The 19,386-nt window shown below is 45.2% G+C and carries 20 protein-coding genes; 18 read left to right on the top strand and 2 right to left on the bottom strand.

Going from position 1 to position 19,386, the window contains the following annotated elements; genetic code table 11:
- The first annotated feature begins 3 nt into the window (after window positions 1–3).
- The 4 genes from AC6RGY_RS00955 (at window position 4) to AC6RGY_RS00970 (ending at window position 3,556) form a co-directional block, all read left to right on the top strand.
- Window positions 4–1,881, top strand: a complete 1,878-nt coding sequence (locus tag AC6RGY_RS00955; protein WP_499858957.1) for a helicase-associated domain-containing protein — start codon at window positions 4–6, stop codon at window positions 1,879–1,881.
- Between the two features lie 82 nt (window positions 1,882–1,963).
- Window positions 1,964–2,911 carry a hypothetical protein gene (locus AC6RGY_RS00960; RefSeq protein WP_499858958.1) on the top strand — a complete coding sequence of 316 codons (948 nt, stop codon included), beginning with the start codon at window positions 1,964–1,966 and terminating at the stop codon, window positions 2,909–2,911.
- Complete coding sequence (locus AC6RGY_RS00965) at window positions 2,904–3,068, top strand: hypothetical protein (RefSeq protein WP_499858959.1); 165 nt, start codon at window positions 2,904–2,906, stop codon at window positions 3,066–3,068. The genes AC6RGY_RS00960 and AC6RGY_RS00965 overlap by 8 nt, the downstream gene beginning before the upstream one ends.
- Before the next feature lie 80 nt (window positions 3,069–3,148).
- Entirely contained in the window at window positions 3,149–3,556 is a 408-nt protein-coding gene (locus AC6RGY_RS00970; protein ID WP_499858960.1) for a YlbF/YmcA family competence regulator, read from the top strand.
- Window positions 3,557–3,633: 77 nt separating this feature from the next.
- On the opposite strand, the gene AC6RGY_RS00975 is transcribed toward AC6RGY_RS00970, so the two are convergent.
- Window positions 3,634–3,960, bottom strand: coding sequence for a hypothetical protein (locus AC6RGY_RS00975; protein ID WP_499858962.1), 327 nt, complete (start codon window positions 3,958–3,960; stop codon window positions 3,634–3,636).
- A gap of 155 nt (window positions 3,961–4,115) precedes the next feature.
- Between AC6RGY_RS00975 and AC6RGY_RS00980 the strand changes: the two genes are divergently transcribed.
- From AC6RGY_RS00980 to AC6RGY_RS01010, 7 genes are all read left to right on the top strand, one after another.
- Window positions 4,116–4,370 carry a YlbG family protein gene (locus AC6RGY_RS00980; protein ID WP_499858964.1) on the top strand — a complete coding sequence of 85 codons (255 nt, stop codon included), beginning with the start codon at window positions 4,116–4,118 and terminating at the stop codon, window positions 4,368–4,370.
- Between the two features lie 81 nt (window positions 4,371–4,451).
- Window positions 4,452–5,678, top strand: a complete 1,227-nt coding sequence (locus AC6RGY_RS00985) for an MFS transporter (RefSeq protein ID WP_499858965.1) — start codon at window positions 4,452–4,454, stop codon at window positions 5,676–5,678.
- Between the two features lie 134 nt (window positions 5,679–5,812).
- Window positions 5,813–6,721 carry a hypothetical protein gene (locus AC6RGY_RS00990; protein WP_499858967.1) on the top strand — a complete coding sequence of 303 codons (909 nt, stop codon included), beginning with the start codon at window positions 5,813–5,815 and terminating at the stop codon, window positions 6,719–6,721.
- Between the two features lie 459 nt (window positions 6,722–7,180).
- Entirely contained in the window at window positions 7,181–7,975 is a 795-nt protein-coding gene (locus tag AC6RGY_RS00995; RefSeq protein WP_499858969.1) for a hypothetical protein, read from the top strand.
- A 25-nt stretch (window positions 7,976–8,000) separates the two neighbouring features.
- Window positions 8,001–8,369, top strand: coding sequence for a YkvA family protein (locus tag AC6RGY_RS01000; protein WP_499858971.1), 369 nt, complete (start codon window positions 8,001–8,003; stop codon window positions 8,367–8,369).
- A 128-nt stretch (window positions 8,370–8,497) separates the two neighbouring features.
- The gene (gene minD / locus AC6RGY_RS01005; protein WP_499858973.1) at window positions 8,498–9,298 is read left to right on the top strand and encodes a septum site-determining protein MinD; all 801 of its coding nucleotides are present in this window, start codon (window positions 8,498–8,500) and stop codon (window positions 9,296–9,298) included.
- Between the two features lie 24 nt (window positions 9,299–9,322).
- Window positions 9,323–9,598, top strand: coding sequence for a cell division topological specificity factor MinE (locus tag AC6RGY_RS01010; protein ID WP_499858975.1), 276 nt, complete (start codon window positions 9,323–9,325; stop codon window positions 9,596–9,598).
- A 332-nt stretch (window positions 9,599–9,930) separates the two neighbouring features.
- Here AC6RGY_RS01010 and AC6RGY_RS01015 read toward each other — a convergent pair whose 3' ends face one another.
- On the bottom strand, window positions 9,931–10,725 hold the full coding sequence (locus AC6RGY_RS01015) for a hypothetical protein (RefSeq protein WP_499858977.1): 795 nt from the start codon (window positions 10,723–10,725) through the stop codon (window positions 9,931–9,933).
- Between the two features lie 348 nt (window positions 10,726–11,073).
- Between AC6RGY_RS01015 and AC6RGY_RS01020 the strand changes: the two genes are divergently transcribed.
- The 7 genes from AC6RGY_RS01020 to AC6RGY_RS01050 all read left to right on the top strand — a co-directional run bounded on the left by AC6RGY_RS01020 (window position 11,074) and on the right by AC6RGY_RS01050 (window position 19,010).
- Window positions 11,074–11,469 carry a hypothetical protein gene (locus AC6RGY_RS01020; RefSeq protein WP_499858979.1) on the top strand — a complete coding sequence of 132 codons (396 nt, stop codon included), beginning with the start codon at window positions 11,074–11,076 and terminating at the stop codon, window positions 11,467–11,469.
- 249 nt (window positions 11,470–11,718) lie between these two features.
- Entirely contained in the window at window positions 11,719–13,779 is a 2,061-nt protein-coding gene (locus tag AC6RGY_RS01025; protein WP_499858980.1) for an SBBP repeat-containing protein, read from the top strand.
- A gap of 906 nt (window positions 13,780–14,685) precedes the next feature.
- The gene (locus AC6RGY_RS01030) at window positions 14,686–15,108 is read left to right on the top strand and encodes a VOC family protein (RefSeq protein WP_499858981.1); all 423 of its coding nucleotides are present in this window, start codon (window positions 14,686–14,688) and stop codon (window positions 15,106–15,108) included.
- 440 nt (window positions 15,109–15,548) lie between these two features.
- On the top strand, window positions 15,549–17,609 hold the full coding sequence (locus AC6RGY_RS01035) for an SBBP repeat-containing protein (protein WP_499858982.1): 2,061 nt from the start codon (window positions 15,549–15,551) through the stop codon (window positions 17,607–17,609).
- A gap of 157 nt (window positions 17,610–17,766) precedes the next feature.
- The gene (locus AC6RGY_RS01040) at window positions 17,767–17,991 is read left to right on the top strand and encodes a hypothetical protein (protein ID WP_499858983.1); all 225 of its coding nucleotides are present in this window, start codon (window positions 17,767–17,769) and stop codon (window positions 17,989–17,991) included.
- A 165-nt stretch (window positions 17,992–18,156) separates the two neighbouring features.
- Window positions 18,157–18,456, top strand: coding sequence for a hypothetical protein (locus tag AC6RGY_RS01045; RefSeq protein WP_499858986.1), 300 nt, complete (start codon window positions 18,157–18,159; stop codon window positions 18,454–18,456).
- 374 nt (window positions 18,457–18,830) lie between these two features.
- Complete coding sequence (locus tag AC6RGY_RS01050; RefSeq protein WP_499858988.1) at window positions 18,831–19,010, top strand: hypothetical protein; 180 nt, start codon at window positions 18,831–18,833, stop codon at window positions 19,008–19,010.
- Window positions 19,011–19,386 lie beyond the last annotated feature (376 nt).

Below are 19,386 nucleotides of genomic sequence, written 5' to 3' on the forward strand. Positions count from 1 at the left end.
TAGATGAGATCACTATCGGTGTGTTTAGATTCCTTTTCTGAAGAAGGACGGCAACAGGTGGCTCATAAGCATGGTGTATCCCCTCTACTGCTGGAAAAGAAGTTGACCGACCCCGGCCATTTAGAAACGGTAAGGGATCGATTGTCCAGCGTGGATTGGCGCGTCTTTACCCGCTTCTTGTTTGATACCCCAACTGGTATGAGTGAAGAGGTTCTACTGCAGAAACACAGGGAAGTCCCCATGCGTACATTGTTGGCGCTTACCCGTCTTCGCCAACTGGGTTTGCTCTATTGTTTACGCAAACCATGGGGAGAGAAATGGTTTTTTTGTCCGGAAGAAGTGAAAGAAGCTTGGCTACAATTGCTCCGTCCCACCGCTAAATTGGCACGAAAGAAGAATGTTCATCCTATCGGGGAAAAAGGAGGAGTCAGTCAAGACTTTTTTCACTTTCTACACATGATTGAACGGGATTCGATGACGTTGACAGGGACAGGCGAGATCCCTCTTCGGCAACAAAAAAAGATGGGGGCTGAATTGGACCTCCGTGATGAGGAGTTGGGATCGGTAGGACGGATGCTGGTGAAAACAGGTGTGCCGGTAATTCAGCTGATGTTGACGTGGGCAGAAGCCCTACAATTGATAGAGAAGAAAGGGGATCGGTTGCAACTTCAGCCTTTAAGAATGCAGCGATGGCTTCAATTAAGTGCCTTAGAGATGGAGTCCGTTCTCTATCGATTGGTGAAAGCTCAATGGATAGAGCTGACGGAGGGAGCATGGGGATGCTGGTGGTTGTTAGAAAAGCAACGCTCCGGTTGGGTGTGGGTCACCGACTGTCTCAAGCAGTGGCGTGAATTAAGTGGAGAAGGGACGATTCCTCTATCTAAACAGGAGAGTCTGGTATGGGAAGAGTGGCTTAGTATACTTCAGGCATTTGGCTGGGTGGAGCGAGGGGAAGTGCAAGAGCAACGTTGCTTTCGCTGGATAGATGCCGCACCTACCTTTGAGCAGCAACCGGTGGTTGCTTCCGTCTATGTGACAGCGGATTACGAGGTGCTATTGCCTCTTCTTTTCTCGCCAAGAAAACGGTGGAATCTTGCTCGTTTTGCCGACTATATGGGGGGAGAGCAGGTACTCACCTATATGCTTACGAAGGAATCTGTGTGCCGCGGGACCCAAATGGGGCTGACAGGTGAGGATATGGCTCGTTTTTTGGAAGAGGTAAGCCAGAACCCCTTACCCTCTAACGTGAGACACACCCTCCTCTATTGGTCTCAACAAAACAAAATTTGTCTACGAAGTGCGACCGTCTTGGAGTTAGGGGATCCACAGATGGCAGAGGAAGTAGTCAGTAACCCGCAAATTCAGCCTTACCTAAAAGTGCGAGTAGGGGCCAGTGGATTTGAGGTTGATCCCGCACAAGCAGAAAACCTTACCCGTATGTTGCAAGCAGAAGGGTATGAATTAAGCGAAAGCCCATACTCCCAACCGGATTGGTTTTCCGAAGATGGAGAAGAGGCGGGAATCCAGATCAAAAACTGGATACAACAGGAGGAGGGAGAAGTTGTTGCACAGTATCCTTGCTGGGAAGACGTTGTACCGGAAGTTCGGTCATTACCTGATATCTGGACAAAAGGATTACGTTCTTATCATGAAAGTACGCTTCAAGCGATGATACGTGCTTCCCTTCGTTTTTATTTGCCTTTACGTGTGGAAGGTAGTGGAGAAGGCGGGGCTGAGGAGCTTATACCGCTCCGCTTGGAGAGACAGGAAGGGACATGGGTGCTAGAAGGAGAATCGACTGCAGGTGCACAGAAGAAACTAAAAGTAGATGAGATCAACCGTATGCAATTGATGCTTCCGGAAGAAGAAGAGCGAATATAGCAGGGATTTCCTGCGGAGAAAGCGAAATCTTATCATGAGAGGTGTAGCTGTTTTTTTATAAAAAATAGAAGGGAGGGATTGGATGCAGGTGGAACCGAAAGCCAAAATGGAGCATGTACGAAAGGGGGAAGAAGTCCCTCGCTTTACTGGGGAGTTTATATGGAAATGGGTAGGTGCATTCTTTGTCTCTTTGGTGATGTGGACAGATCGTATGGGAAAGGTCTCTCGGTATGGGGCTCTCTTTCGTACTTCCCTGTTGATTGCTCCCCTTCTCTTTAACGAGTTTCGCGTACTATTTATGGATAATCTCCTCCTCACAGGGTTCTATACCTTTTTGATTGTGGTGGTTCTTGCGCAATCGGCGATCCGCATGCTAGGAGATTACGACTCCTATTTCTACTCTGAATTTGCTGAATTTATCTTTTTCCCCACTCATTTTGAAGAAAGAAAGAAGTGGGAAAAAGAAGTGTCACCACAATTAGAAGAGCTGAAGTGGAAAAATCGGCGATTGGAAGAAGAGCTACAAGAGAGTATGGAGGATCAGCTGGCAGCGGAAGAGTTGGCTACCAAGCTAGGCGGGGAGCTGCGCCTATACGAGGCGATTATACACCATCCCTATGAGATCGAACCCGATTTGCTATTAGATCGACTACATAAAGAAATGAGTGACGAATGCACAGCGGCAGCCATCTATGAACGCCGGGAAGGAACCATCGACTTGGTCGGCTCGGCAGGTGCACTGTTTCAAAACCGCTTTTCACTAGAAGAGGAAAGTCCAGAAGTGGACTGTATCCTCTATGAGAAAGATGTCATATCTCAGAATGAACAATTTCCATATGAGTATAGCTATAGCATGAAGGTGCCTGCGGGTTGTTTTGTTTGCATATTTCGGATGGAAAGTACAAATAAGGGCATCGTTTCGAACTACCTTTATGATATAATGATGGAGAAGAAACACTTACTACTGATAGGTTCTCGCATATTAATGTCACGAAAAACTAATCGGCAGGCGGTGAAACCCTTTGATTGATAAGAAATCAAAAGAAGCCCCCATTAATGCCAAAGGTAAATTTAAGAAACTAAAATCACTTGATACAAGTAAGGCTTGGACACCAGAACGGGTTCAGCGAGAGCTTGAAGAAGTGATGAAACGAAAGCGCAAAAGCACCAAGCATGGGCTAGTGTGAAAATAGAAGCTGGTATCCCGTTGATTAGCGGGGTATTTTTGTATAGATGAAGAGATCAAGAATAGATGGAGGGAAATACGATGGCAACATTAGATATGACCGATATCTTTCTCACCATCGAGCAATTGGTAGGAGAAATGAAACATTGTGATGAGATGAAGCGCTATCGTGAAACTAAAGCAAAAGTAGCAGAAGATGAAGAAGCGCAAACCTTGATTCGTCAGTTCCAAGGGTATAAAGAAAAGGTGGAAGAGGTAGAGCGCTTTGGACATTTTCACCTGGATTACCGTTCAGCTAAAAAGGAAGCGGAAGATTTTCGGAAAAAACTTTCCTCCCATCCAGTGATCGGGGCGTATATGGAAGCGGAGGAGAAGTTGGATCAATTGCTCAGTGAAGTGTCTCGTCTGATAGCAGAGCCGGTCTCCGAAGCGATCAAAGTGCCAATCAATGATCCTTCCACTCTCAAGAAGCGGAGAAGCTGTGGGTAAGAATGTGCGAAGGTTTGTGGCTGGTCGGTTTGAAGAAGTAAAAAGCTCGCCATATGCCATGTTAATGGCGATGTCGTTCACTTGCGATGGAGGCGGTACAATACACAGTCGACACACTCATTGCCACAGCAAAAACTTTTTTCGTGAGGAACAAGGAATTGAAAACGAAAGATGAGCGCCGATTGGCTTTTTCGTACAAACTGACAACGGAAATTTAAGTCAGTATGGGCAGTTACTCGTTTGGCACAGCGATGTAGAAGAGCGAGGATGTCCGACTGATCGCTTGCTGGACCCCCTTGGATGTAAAGAAAATGGATGCCTGAATAGGCTTTGCATTGAATATCATGACAATGGGGGTCTTTCTTTATGCAAGTAAGAAGGCGTGAGAAAGATTGCTCAAACAAGTGGGATTCCTCCTTTAGTTATCTGCGAATGAAGCGAAGAGCCCGAATAGGACCCCCTTCTACTTTACTAGAGCACAGTCCTGCTTCCTTGAACCCACTCCTAGAATGAGGTAAGATGAAGAGAGAATGAGTCGCGATAAAAGGAGCCAACTGGCATGAAAACAACAGAGCGACTGGGATTGGCTATTTGGGTAAAAGATGTTAAACCGGCACGATCGCTTGGTCGGCTAGGAAATATTCACTATATATCTAAACGATTAAATTATGTTTGTCTCTATATTGATGGACATGAACCAGAAAAAACGATTGATAACATTAGAAAAATGCCATTTGTACTAAAGGTAGAACGATCAAAGAGGCAAGAATTAAAGACAGAATATGATCGTTCGTTTGATACACCACAATACTGATGATAGATCGCCTGAGAAAAATCAGGCGTTTCTTTATAGAAAAATATTTCGACAACCGAAATAGTGATGGGAGGGGTTCATTTGCCGATATGGCGACGGAATTTATATATTTTAATGGTCTGTCAGTTCTTGGTATTTGGAGCGATGACAATGATTATTCCTTTTCTCCCTCTCTATTTACGTGAGTTGGGGGTAGAGGATGCATCAGAAGCACAAATATGGGCAGGTGTGATCTTTGGTGTTAATTTTTTGACCGTCTTTATTTTTGCCCCGATTTGGGGAACGCTAGCGGACCGCATCGGACGAAAGATTATGGTTTTACGTTCCGGATTTGGGATGATGGTTGTTATTCTTTTGATGAGTTTAGCAACCTCTCCCATTCATCTATTATTTTTACGTTTATTAAACGGAACGGTATCCGGCTTTATTCCGGCATCCATTTCCCTTGTTGCTACCAATACACCGTCGAAGCACTCGGGCTACGCACTTGGAATGTTGCAAGCTGGAGGCGTATCAGGCTCTATCATGGGTCCTTTTATAGGGGGATTGTTAGCAGAGTGGATCGGCTTTCGTATGATCTTCTTGGTCACCGGCTTGGTTGTTGGATTGGCCGCTGTTGTGGTCTTGTTATTCGTCAAAGAAGAGGTGAAGCCCGATCCGAATGCACAGCGGCCTGGCTTTTTTCAACAGGGGGCAGAGATCCTACACCATCGCTCGCTCCTTCTCCTCTTTTCGGTTGGTTTTATGATTCAGTTTTCCATTATGTCACCGATGGTACAGATGCCACTCTTTGTTGATCAATTGGGTGCCCCGGGAGGGTACATTGCTTTCTTTGCTGGATTGGTGACTTCGATTGCGGGGTTGGCCAATATGCTTACTTCCCCCCGTTTAGGAAAGTTAGCAGATCGACATGGTGCAGAGCGGATTTTGTTTTTCGCCATGTTGGGTGCAGCGTTGATTCATATTCCTCATGCTTTGGTAAGCTCCATATGGACGCTTCTCATCGCACGTTTTCTCTTGGGAATGTGTTTAGGTGGTTTATTGCCTTCTCTGCACTCATTAATCCGTCAGTATGCTCCCAAAGGAAAAGAGAGTACGGCCTTTGGTTATAATACCAGCGCGGCTTCATTAGGAAATATGTTGGGACCCATTACGGGAGGGTTTTTGTCAGGAATTATTGGGATCAGAGGCCTATTCCTGGTGACAGCAGTTTTCTTAGTTCTCGGCTCCTGGTGGTTGCGGTTTGGGCTACGAAAAGAGGGGATGAATAGAGAAGCTAGGACGCATGAGCATGCTCACTCTGCTTGAGGTTATGCGAACCCCCAATCGACTGATAAAACAAACCATCATCTAGGATGGATGTCCCGTGCAAGCTCTGCTCCTCACGCATAGGTTATAGAGAATCGAAGAATAAAAATATGCGTGATGAGAGGATGACCACTTTGCTTCAGCAATTGATTGCCAATATGGCACGAAGACACCTCGGAGCATCGAGAGGAGGTCCAGGTGGAGGGATATTCGGACCGGGTCGCGTTCCACAAGGAGCGGGTCGGCCACCTGGTAGTCCTGGTGCTGGCGGTCCGTCAGGTCCTGGATATGAAGGCTCTGGTGGATTTGGAATGGGCGGTCCTGGCCAAGGCGGACCTCCTGGCCCCGGTATGAGCGGCCCTGGTGGTCCAGGAATGGGAGGTCCCAGTGGCCCCGGAATGGGAGGCTTTCCCGGTCCTGGCAGTCCAGGAATGGGAGGTCCCGGTATGAGAGGACCCGGTGGTCCTGGAATGGGAGGTCCCGGTATGAGAGGGCCCGGCGGTCCAGGAATGGGAGGTCCCGGTATGAGAGGACCCGGCGGTCCAGGAATGGGAGGTCCAGGTCCCGATATGAGTGGACCCGGTGGCCCCGGAATGGGAGGCTTTCCAGGCCCCGGCATGAGAGGCCCTGGTGGCCCCGGAATGGGAGGCGCACCCGGTCCTGGTATGAGAGGTCCAGGCGGCCCCGGAATGGGAGGCTTTCCAGGCCCCGGCATGAGAGGACCTGGCGGTCCAGGAATGGGAGGTCCCGGACCCGGCATGAGAGGACCTGGCGGTCCAGGAATGGGAGGTCCCGGACCCGGCATGAGAGGACCTGGCGGTCCAGGAATGGGAGGTCCCGGACCTGGCATGAGAGGACCTGGCGGTCCAGGAATGGGAGGTCCTGGTCCCGGCATGAGAGGACCTGGCGGTCCAGGAATGGGAGGTCCTGGTCCCGGCATGAGAGGACCTGGCGGTCCAGGAATGGGAGGTCCCGGACCCGGCATGAGAGGACCTGGCGGTCCCGGCATGGGAGGTTTTGGTCCCCGTACAGATGCCTGGTAACATGGGTTGAATACAAATGAATGAGTGGTTAGAGCTCCTGAATGGGGGCTCTTATTCTTTTATTCTAGAGTGAACGATTTTATTTAGTAAAATATGGTTTTATATATGGGGAATGACCGTGGAAGGCAAGGGTGAGAGCTCAGCCCAAGAATGGTTAGAAGGTGGGGAGCGGTTTCTCCTTGAGAGACTATGCGCCGTGTATCAGCCTTGGATCAGGCGACGTTAGAAGATGTCGCTACCGGTCTACTCCACTTCAAGAGAGCCTGAAGCTCCCATGCGATCTGCTTTCATCCGATGGCGTGTGGCACAACCCAAGAGTGTTTTCTTCGCAAAGGGGTCTTTCATTGCAGGGGAAAAAGGATTATCCTTGATAGAAAGAGGATTGCTTGTAGGTAGTCATTGTCGATCATAAACACGGGTACATATAATGGTGCGCATAGTATTGAAGGAGTGAGGCAGATGGGGTTCTTTGATGAGTTGAAGAATAAAGTGGGGAAAAGTGTAGAAACTACGAGCCATCGATCGAAAAGGATGTTGGAAACAAGCAAGCTGTCGATGAAGATTAAAGGGATAGAAGATGATATTAAACGTTATCATCATCGATTGGGAATAGCAGTTTATCAAGCATGGGGGAAGGAGACCCCGATAGAAGAAGAAGAGAGTGTTACGGAAACGATAAAATCTTTGGAGATGCTACATCAACAAAAAGAAAAATTAGAGCAGGAGCGACTCTCCCTTCAAAATAAGATTCCGTGTTCGGGCTGTAGTGAGTGGGTAGAGCGTGATTTGGATGCGTGTCCTACCTGTGGACGACTCCTCCCCATTTCCCAACCCGTTTTGGATGATAAAGAAGAGTTGTCCTACTCTACTAACTCCGCGGCGATCTCACTTGGATCTGATTCCTCTCCAGCAGGGGGTGTGACGCAAGACAGGAAATCGATTCAAGACCCGGTGTCCATCCAACAGCAAACATCACCATCACAGCAATCCACACCCTCTGAGCCATTACAGGAGAAGCAACAAGCATTAGATGAGGGCGAGCATGCATCTGCTTCTTCTTATCATGAAACCGGCTCAGATCAGGATCAACGCTCTGCGAAAGAAAGCGAACTTTCCTCCTCTGGAGAAGGGCAGGCAGAGGTGCGCATGAATAAGGTGACCCCTCCTGTGGTGGAGCTGTTGATTTGTCCGTACTGTGGAGGACAGATTTCTGAGCAGGATGAACAATGTCCACACTGTTCGTATTCATTCTAATTTCGATGAAATGAGGTGGGTGCTAGTGAAGAGACAGGTGATAAAGAAGGTCAAGTCGCTTGTGAAGGTAGCTGAAACCACCAAAGGAGAAGAACAGATTGTCGATGGATTTCATCGTAAGATGAAGAAAAGGGGAGGAATTTCGGAGCTAAGAAACAAATTGAAGGTGATGTACGCCTATTTTCGCCATCCTCAAACCAGCAAGAAGAAAAAGGCACTAGTGGGAGCGGCTCTTCTCTACTTTATTCTTCCTGCAGATGTACTCCCTGATATTCTCCCTTTGATGGGCTATGTGGATGATGCAGCAGCGGCTGTATTTGTTTGGAATCTACTTTCACGCGAATTGGATCGTTTTCAGGCAGATGGGATGACAAATAAGTCGACAGATTTCTAAAATTGAAACTTAAATGATGGAAAGGTCTGTGATATAATGTGAGCAAGTCTTGTTATTGGTGTTCAACGAAAGAGAGATGTCCACTCTCATGAATATGGCTGATAGGGTTAGGGAAAGGGGCAAGTATCATGAAGCATGAATCCGTGGCAATCACCATAACAAGCGGAAAAGGCGGTGTGGGTAAAACCACGACGGTTGCATCTGTCGGTCTCGGTCTTGCACAACTTGGGAAAAAAGTGTGCTTGGTCGATACGGATATTGGCTTACGCAAGCTGGATTTGATGCTCGGCCTAGAGAATCGAATCGTGTACGATCTCGTCGATGTGATAGAGGGTACTAGCCAATTGCGTCAATCGCTCGTTAGACATAAAGAGTATCCTGAATTGGCACTGCTACCAGCGGCCCAGACGAGGTATAAAGAGGAAATTACGTCGAGCGAAATTATGCATGTGGTGAATGAATTGCGAGAGGAGTTTGAATACATCCTTATTGATTCGCCTGCTGGTATTGAAGGAGGATTTCGTAATGCGATTGCGCCTGCTGATCGAGCGATTCTCGTGGTCAATCCAGAAATCCCCTCGGTACGTGACTCCGATCGTGTTATCGGTCTGTTGGAGTCAGCTGACTTAAAAGGAATCGATCTCATTGTGAACCGGGTTCAGCCAGGAATGATAAGAGATGGAGATATGTTAAGTGTGGAACGTGTGCAAAATCATTTGGCTATCAACCTTCTCGGAATTGTTCCAGAGGACAAGCGGATTATTCGCTCCTCTAATACAGGTGAACCCGTCATATTGGATGCCAAGTCGGTAGCGGGGAAATCGTTTTCAAACATTGCTCGAAGGATGAATGGGGAAGATGTTCCCTTTATGGAATTGGAAGCACCAGGCCTCATTCACCGCATAAAACGAATCTTTTCGATTGCGTAAAGTCTGGGATCGGGGTGGAAGCACGTGCTACTTCTCAATATTTTCGGGAAAGAAAAGAAAGAAGCACCCACAGCTGGAACGGCGGACGATCGGTTGTCCTTGGTGCTCAGTTATCAACGATCCGATATTGATGAACGGAAACTAAAAGAATTTCAAAAGAAGTTGGTCGACTTATGTGATGACTTTGGTTATGACGTCGTGGGACAAATTGAAATTCGTCCGCAATCGAGGAATCGAACGACCGTGCTTTTGGCAAGTATTCCTGTTCGTCTTCGCGATACAGATGCTGAATCAAACTAGAGCGCAGGTATTTAGAGCCTGCGCTCTTTTTAATGCTTTCTAGACAATTGGATTTCTTTGATCGAAGGTTTGTATTAATAAGGAAACCATCAGTGTACAGTTGAGGCAGGAAGTTAGTGGCAGGTTTTTTGTCCCCGAAGGATGGTGCCTTTCTTAGTAGCAAAAGAAGATCAAGGATGCCTAAAGGGGTTAGTATGTAGATAGAGGGATATGCCTAATCTTCCTGCATGAACTTAGACCTCACTTCTATAAGTGGGTTTTTCGATCAGATGGGTCGAACCACTGATTTCTCCGATGTTTGAGCTTGAGCTGAAACAAGTGTGATTGGAACCCTAAGGGGATGTACTGTCTATCTTATGAAGACGATCAGCCAGCAGACGAGCAACCATTGCTGTGAATTCCTTATCTTCTGAAATTGTGAACATGGCAACAGAGAAGCGAGCGTGACCGTATTGGTGCATGAGTTGGATGAGTACCTTTTCGACAGTCAGTGTCGGCTTACCATAACGGTGGGTAAAAGCCTTGAGGAGTAGTTCGTCTTCATAATCCGAAATTTTCTGTCTTTCACTGGGTGATTGATACGCACGTTGTACTGACTCTTCCAAAGAGGCAGCGACTTCTCGATTTTCCTCCCAATGATTTGTGATAGGAAGAGATTCTTTCGCATCATAGGTAGAAGGGCCTATTCGTTTGGATCGAAGCTCAGGAATTTTATAAAAACGTTCAGGAAATTTTTTGCGAAGGTAGTAGACACGTTGATAAATCGCGCCCTGTGTTCGATTCAGCTGGTCTTCCAATTGACGAATAGCAATGGAAATGGGTTGTCCTTGTTTGGAAAAGTGATTAACTGTTGTAATCACTTGTTGTTCCTCTTCTTCATCCCAACTATTCTGCCTTCCTTCTCCAGATGGATCGGATAATGAAGGCAATTGAGGAAACTGCTCTGGATACTCCAGACGTAGTTTGCGAGCATGCGAGACGACACCTGTATATCCCCGGTTTAAAGATGCAGCGATCTCTTGTAAAATCTCTCGCTCACTTAATCCCTCCTCCCAGCCTTTATTTAATTTTTCAATGATCTCTCTGTCTTCTTCCTCACTATACCTACCTTTTTTTGTGTCGATCATATTATCCCTCCTTGTTCTCAGTAGCTCTTTACTTCATTACTATAGCAGATAAGAAGGGAAGGTTTCTAGTGGAAAAATAGAATATAAGTAAAAAATATCTTTTATATAGATAGGAAAAAGGAAAAGGGTATAAAAAGAGGATCATATGGAAACAACGGGTATTAATTAAGAACTCTCCATATTTCTATCGTAGGAAAATCGAAATCGTACTATTCGATGTAGAAGAGAGCAGGCTATAAAGTGTTCATGAGAAGAAGTCATTTATCAGAAAAAATCTTTGAGATACTCTTCATTCTCTGGTTTTTTGCAAATGCAAAATAGATTGTTTGAGAAAGGAAGTCGCTTGGTATGAATCCACTGTCGGTAAGCGAAATCAGTTCTCTATTAACTCTACGTCATTCTTACCATTTTGATGAAAAATTAGAATCTGACTGGGAACCTGAGTCAAGAGCGATGTTGGTGATTTTGTGGGGATTGCTTGTCTATCCGCAATTGGACCCGGAATTGAAAAAACGAAAACCTTTTTCGATCCCTGTGAACAAGATCTATCGACTCTTTCATGAGTACATTGGAAGTGAGCATGAATGGAAGGAAATGCTAAATAAGTTAAATAATTATGATTATATTCGCTATACTTCTGAAGATAGTGTCACAGCAGGGACGAAGTTATGGACATCGATCGATGCAGCAAGGATGTCCCGGCCATTTCGAGAGTCTCAATTATTACGTAAGATGGAGAAATAGATCCAGAAATACGTAGAATGGAGAGATGGATACTACTTATGTTCTATCTCCCATGGATAAAAAGTTGCCGCCTAGGAGTTTTAAGTCCTCTTGTAGCGATTATAACCAGTAAAAGAAGGCATCCCCTATGTGGATGCTTTTTTGTCGTTTGACAGTAAAGTGGCATTTGCCCGCACCTCTTAATAAATAACGGAATAGGGTGACTAGAAGGATACCCATTTGTTCGAAAAACGGAGGAGGAAGTGTGAATTGAATAAAAACCTTCTGAAGTCGCTTGTCTTCGTGCCCTGTGAAGGGAAGAAGGAAGATCATTATCGTGCGGATAGAGAGGGGTGCCAATTTTACTTTTACTCTGATCGCGTGGAATTTCACTTTACAAAGGGAGAAGAGGTGTCCCATCTTGTTTTGCGGTTTGTAGAGGCTCTTCCTAGTGTATCGATGAAATTGATTGATGATGATCAGGTTATTTATCAAGGGGTTTGGAATGGGGTTGACCTTATTTTCTCAGGAAATGAGGAGCAGTTAAAGTATGACATTGTGGTGTATCCTGGAGCGTGTATGGAGAACATTCGTCTACAATATGTAGGTGGAGACACAAGCATCGATGGACAGGGAGACTTATTCGTTCACACAACCCATGGCATTCTCCGAGAAGGAAAGCCAGTAAGCTTTCAATGGTCAGAAGGAGGAAAGAGAGTCGTACCGACAGAATTTCAGAGGGACTCAGATGGCTCCTTCTGTTTTTACATTGAACAAGAGTTCTACGATCCATTGGCTGTTCTTGTTATCGATCCCATTGTATTCTACTCTACTTTCCTAGGGGGAAGTAGAGACGACGAGGGAAGAGGGATTGCCGTTGACGCTTCATTCAATGCGTATGTAACGGGTTATTCAAACTCCACTGATTTCCCAATTACTACAGGTGCTTTTCAGACGATTCTTGCCGGCACGAGTGACGTTATCGTGTCCAAATTTAATGAAGCCGGTAGCGCGTTGCTTTACTCAACGTACATCGGTGGAAGTAACGAAGAAGTAGGAAACTCCATCGCTGTCGATTTATTAGGAAATGCGTATGTGACGGGCTATACATCTTCGACCAACTATCCTATTACAGTAGGGGCTTTTCAAACCAACCTGGCAGGGATGCAAAATGCCTTTGTGACGAAATTGAATCCTACGGGTAGCTCACTTACGTATTCTACTTATTTGGGCGGAAATAATACGGATTTTAGCTTTGGCATTATTTTGGATAATGACACCAATGCGTATGTGACTGGGAATACAGATTCGACCAATTTTCCTGTTACATCAGGTGCTTTTCAAACCTTGGCGAATGACGTAGGAATTGGAGATGCCTATGTTACAAAGCTGAATCCAACAGGGACTTCGTTAATCTACTCAACATTTTTAGGGGGAGACCAATTCGATGTAGGGAATGGGATTGCCCTGAATGTGAGTAATGAAGCTTATGTAGTTGGTAGGACCTTATCGACCAATTTCCCCACGACGGCAGGAGCATTTCAAACACTTTTCAGTGGAGCGATAGATGCATTTATAACTCGCTTTAATGCTACAGGAACGTCCTTAATCTACTCCACTTTCTTGGGTGGAATTTCATCAGATGAAGGTAATTCGATTGATTTAGATGGTGGAAACAATGCATATATAACTGGTCGAACTACCTCTACGGATTTCCCAATTACAAACAACGCTTTCCAAACCCTCTTAAGAGGGTTGCAAGATGCCTTTGTGACCAAGCTAAATCCCACCGGCAGCAATTTGATCTACTCTACTTATCTGGGTGGGCGAGGGAATAGTGATTTTGGTAGTGGGATCGCGGTCAGCGCTTTTGGTGAGGCATGGGTAACAGGACAAACGACATCTACTGACTTTCCCATTACCTCGGATGCTTTCCAAGATAGTTTGGCGGGATCAACGGATGCTATTGTGACGCAGATAAGCTTTTCGGGTCAAGGGATTTCCTTTTCGTCTTATTTAGGAGGAAGAGATAGCGACGCGGGGACGGCTGTAGCGTTAGATAGTGATGGGATCGCTTATATCGTGGGTCGCACGGTCTCGACTAATTTTCCTACTACCTCCTCAGCTTTCCAATCCATCTTTGGCGGGTTTACCGATGCCTTTGTAACGAAAATAGGGCAAATGAGTACTGTTGGAGTTACAGGACCCACCGGAGCCACTGGACCTGCTGGAGCTACCGGAGCGCAGGGATCACAAGGACCGAGAGGTAGACGTGGACCACGGGGACCAAGAGGACCACGTGGCACAGGTGGAGGAGAAACGGGGCTTTGATGGCTTTAGTAGCTTCTAGCACTCACCATAAGGAATCAAGCATTCGTTATCCTACTCTCTAGCGGATGCTTTTTCTTTTGTCCATTTATAGCGAAAAGGAGGCGTCAAATGAATAACGAAACAGCACCAATAACCCTGCAACTTTTCGAAATCGAAAGGAGATGAGGTGTAATGAGCAACTAAAAGAGATCGATATCAAGGTAACCTCGGTACAGACGAAGCTATGAAAAATCTCGCGGAATATGGATATGAGCTGAAGAAAATGGGGGAGATAACGGGAAAGGCGATGCATCGCTGAAACCGTGGGACGTTTATTGCGAGGACGACAACGACGATGAAGACGAAACCGAGGCGACTTTTCAAACAGGGGACTTTGCCGAGATAGATGGCGAGATATCCTACGTCATCGGTGTGGATGAGGACGGGGAGCCGATATACTAAGCGGGTTATGACATTCCCCGGGAATGGGGGAAAGCGAAGACTTCCTAGCGCGAGAATGGGTAAGGTAGCGTTTTCTGGATTAGTAAAGTGCGGTCTGTGCGGTAGGACTCATAGTTTTAAGGAACAAGGAGCTAAGGTTGACTTCCTGCCAAACAGCATTATGAGGACGATGATACCTATACGATGTTTGAGAATAAAGGAGTAGACTGGACTTGTTTAGAGGATGAATATGAAGAGAGGAGAGAGCGTATGCTAGTAATAGACTCACGTTAAAAAGAGCCGTAGGGGAGTTATGCAATTCCTCACGGCTCTTTTCTAGTTCAACGAGTCAGAGAGAAACTCTTGTATCTGGATATTTTTACGGAACAGTCAAAAAAATCTCTAAAGCATATTGACCTTGTCATCGTGATAAGGTCTAGAATAAAAAATGATCGAGATTAATTCATTATAAAAGGAGTGGGAAAGGTGAAGATTACTTCATCAGCAATATCAGTAACGGTCAGAGATGTGCAAGCGTCCAGCATGTTTCTCAAGAAATATTTTGGTTTTACCCAGAAGTGGAGTGCAGAAGGATTTGCCTATCTAATTCATGAAGGGGATACGATCCCCATCGTTTTTTTAGAACACGGTATTGAAATTCTACCGGAAAGCATTCGCAATCAATTAGTATCTGGTCTTATCATCGCCTTTGTTGTTGAAGATATCGAAGCGGAAGAAAAGCGTTTGAAAAAGGAAGGTGTAGCTATTACTGCGGAATTACAAGAAGATCCTTGGGGAGAACGTCTTTTTCAAGTCACTGACCCAAATGGTGTTACGATTCAAGTTGTAGAATTTGTAGATCCATCAGACCAAACATATGCTAATGATGAATGGATGAGTAAACAATAAACTTCGGGTTGCTCCCAAAAAGGTCTAATCTACTCCCCTAGATACAATATATCATTGCATCACCCTTTTTGGGGATGAAATATCAGAGCTCTATGCTGAATATCCCATCATATGTATATTTAACAGGGATCTATTGCTGATCCCTGCTTTCACGTTGTAGCTATTAGCTAAAGTGACGTAAATAAAGGTTGAAATGATATTTAACTTAAATTCAGGCATGAATTACGAGCAGTAAACCATTAAGGTAGAAAGGGGAAATATGGTTGTTCATGGGGTGCATCATACTTCCTTAAGTACAAGATTCCGCGTCTTGGAGAAGGATGATCAGCACGTATAAAGCATGGGGGTAGCGCCTACACCTTCTTTAGGATGACGACGTATAACTAGGATGAGGTATCACGTACGGAGTTCATCTAACCATCCGAAAGGGGATATGCAACATGGAGCAAAACGTGTTGCGTTCATTGGTGTTTGCGCCTCGCAAAAGGAAGGATACGGAATATCATTATCGAGCAGAAGGAGTAGGTTGCCGGTTCACCTTTTATCGTGATCGCGTGGAATTCCGGTTTGACGTTGCTGATGAGGATGCGAATCTTACCTTGAGGCTAGTAAACGCTCATCCGCAAACGGAGATGGAGTTAGACCAGACGGCAAACAAAGTAGTTTACCGAAAAGTGTGGGAGGGGATCGACCTCGTTTTCTCCGGAGACGAAGATCAATTAAAGTATGACGTTATTGTCCAACCGGAAGCCTGTATCGAGGATATCCGGTTGCAATACGAAGGTGGAGACGAAGTGAGAGAGAATGAGCAAGGAGACTTGTTTGTTTCTACATCACAAGGCGTCCTTCGCGAAGGCAAACCGATTAGTTATCAAGAAACATCGCAAGGAAAGCAAACAGTTTTGACGCAGTTCCGTATATACCCTGATGAATCCATCGGATTTGCAGTGGATAGGCTAGCATATGATCCAAAGAAAGTGCTGGTTATTGATCCCATCGTCTTCTACTCTACCTTCTTAGGTGGAGTGGAGAGTGACATAGGAGACGGAATAGCAGTGGATTCTGAGCGGAATGCCTACGTAATGGGGAGTACTTCATCACCGAATTTCCCCGTCACATCGGGTGCGTTTCAGACGATGAACATGGGAAGTGGGTCTGTATTTGTCAGTAAGTTCAATGAGGGGGGAAGCTCCCTTGTCTATTCTACGTATATTGGTGGGAGACAGAATGATGGAGGACTTGGAATTGTTGTGGACCTCTCGAACAGTGCCTATGTAACGGGATCTACTAATTCTACAAATTACCCTGTGACATCTGGAGCGTTTCAAACGATGTTACTCGGAACAAGAGATGTCTTCGTTACCAAGTTGAATCCCGCAGGTTCCTCATTGGTGTATTCGACATTTCTGGGTGGATTGTCTGGATCTTCCTTTGGGATTAGTATTACAGTAGACGGAAGTCTGAACGCGTATGTAACTGGACAAACAAATGCTACCTTTCCGACAACGTCGGGTGCCTTCCAAACCACTATATCTGGAGGAGTTGACGCTTTCGTAACAAAATTCAATGCCCTAGGAACCTCGCTGGTGTATTCGACCTTCTTGGGCGGGAGTGCTCAGGATAGAGGAAATGGCATTGTGGTAGATAGTCTAGGAAGTGCTTATGTGGCAGGGACCACCGACTCCTTAGATTTCCCCATTACTTCTGGAGCATTTCAAACCGTATTTGCTGGCGGCACAGATGCCTTTATAACAAAATTGAATGTCTCCGGGTCATCTCTGGTGTATTCGACCTTCTTGGGTGGAGGCGATGATGACCAGGGGAATGCGGTTGACTTGGATGGGGCGAATAATGCCTATGTCACAGGTTCCACATTATCTACGGATTTTCCTGTAACCAATAATGCCTTTCAGACAGTGTCTTCAGGATCTGGGGATTCTTTCGTTACCAAATTGAATGCGGGAGGAAGCGCTCTGATTTACTCCACTTATTTAGGAGGGGATTTGCTTGACCTAGGAAATGGGATTGCAGTCGATACCTTTGGAGCGGCTTGGGTGACGGGGCGAACGGTTTCGACTAATTTTCCGATCACCTCGGATGCTTTCCAGGCTCACTTAGCGGGGTTATTTGATGCCTTCATGACACAGGTGAGCTTTTCCGGGCAGGGGCTGTTGTTTTCTTCGTTTCTGGGAGGAGGGTTAGAAGACTCTGGAAATGATGTTGCTGTGGACTCCAGTGGATCGGCTTATTTTACGGGTAGCACTTTATCAAGTGATTTCCCCGTCACCTTCGCTGCTTTTCAGAGTCAATTTGGAGGAAGTCAGGATGCATTCGTCACCAAAGTAGGGCAACTAACCTCTGTAGGTGCTACAGGCCCAACGGGCGCAAACGGACCAGCCGGAGCGACTGGACCGCAAGGTTCAAGGGGACCGAGAGGACGGCGTGGTCCAAGGGGACCAAGAGGACCGCGTGGCACAGGTGGAGGGGAATTTGGCTTTTAGTAGTACTTTATTCTTCTACGTAAGAAAAAATATATTAAGTTCCGCATCACACTTATGTTTCACTCCCTCAGAAGGCTATACGTTATAGAAGGAGTTTCTTCTATATACTTCGTTTAGCTTTGCTATAATCGAAGATAACGAAAGGAGGAAACATTATATGATCCATATTATCGAAGGCAATTTACTTGAATCCGATTTCTCAATTATCGCTCATCAATGTAATTGCTACGGCAAAATGGGCGCAGGCATCGCAAAGCAGAGCCGAAGCCTTTATCCGAAAGCATACGAAGCCGACCGTAACTTCTCTGCTCCTTTTGTAGAACAACGTCTGGGTAACGTCTCTTACGCACAATCAGGGAATCGGTCTAACTTAAACCTTTAAGATCAGAATCGATACGGATGTAGAAGAAATCATACGGATGTGCGAAAGTATAGATTTGGAGCAGATAAGATGTATTTGAGTAATTTCTTATTGCTGTGTACAATGAAAAAACATTGTTATAATTCGCACCAACAAGAATGTATGTTTAGAAGGAGAATAATAGTAATGTTATATCGTGAGTATCTTAGAGAAAGAATGCCAAATAGAGCTAAGTGGTTCAACATATTTACTTGGATAGGTTTTTTATTTGTGCTTAGTTTTATCACTTTAATCGGAATCCCAATTTCCATCTCTCTTCTTCCTTTTCTTATATTTTCTATCATAAAGCAAATGAGTTACCGTGTAGAGAAAGTTACTTGTCCTGCTTGTAAAATGAAGTTGAAGGTAGAGCTTGATGTAGAAAAGTTCCACTGCAATTGTCTTGCCTATCTTGAAAAGAAGAATAATGTTTGGACAGAAATATAACTATACTAACTCTCCTGTGTAAGTAGTGCTTCAAAAAGTGCCATTATCGGTGCTTTTTTTATACCCAAATTTCTGCACACAAAACAAGGAGGCGATGGCTAATCGAAGAGCTACGAGAGAGGGTGCGTCGTATTCGATTGGATAAACTTGATGGACCGTTATACCCGATAGGGGGAGGTAAACTACGCTGACCATTCTGGCCGTCCATTTCAAGTAAAGTCACACCAGCAAATCGAAGTTGCAAAGAAGTTTTTTAACATCGGCAAGGACCGTCGTCATTTTTCGTTTACCGACATGGAGAATATTCATGAGGTAATTGCTACGTTATTCACAGCACATTGTAGTTACTTACTTCATCTACAATGTTACATGGAGTGCCGTATATCCATCAGAATACGAATACGATTTGTGCTAATCCGTTTGAACTTGATCCTGCGATGATTGAACAGCTAACGGGAGAGCAAATCGCGGAGCTATGTGATCTGTCAAATGTGGAGATGTCGCGGTATCTTCGTCTGACGGGGTTTGCGATTAAGAAGAAGGGTAAGCAGTGAATTGACATAGAAGTGGCAGACTCTAAAAAAATTAGACAATAATGGTATGATGGATTACGAGGATCAGGTTAAGGAGGATATAATATGTTATGTCGCGAAAAAGTAGAATCTTATTGTATCTAATCTTCTCGCTTATTACTTTTTATCCCTATTGTTTATTTACTATGACATTAATTGAAACGACTCCTGATGATCCGGGAGGTGCTGTAGGTGCAGTTTTACTGACCTTTATACTTTTCGCAATTCTATTTTTAACTATATTCATCTCTATTTTAGCGGATAAATACCATTCCCATCCTTTCTCTTGGTATATGGGTAGTGGATTTGTAACGACTTTAGTTCTAAACATTTTCTTTTATGATCCGGATCTAGCCGT

This window comes from Mechercharimyces mesophilus, assembly GCF_059818345.1.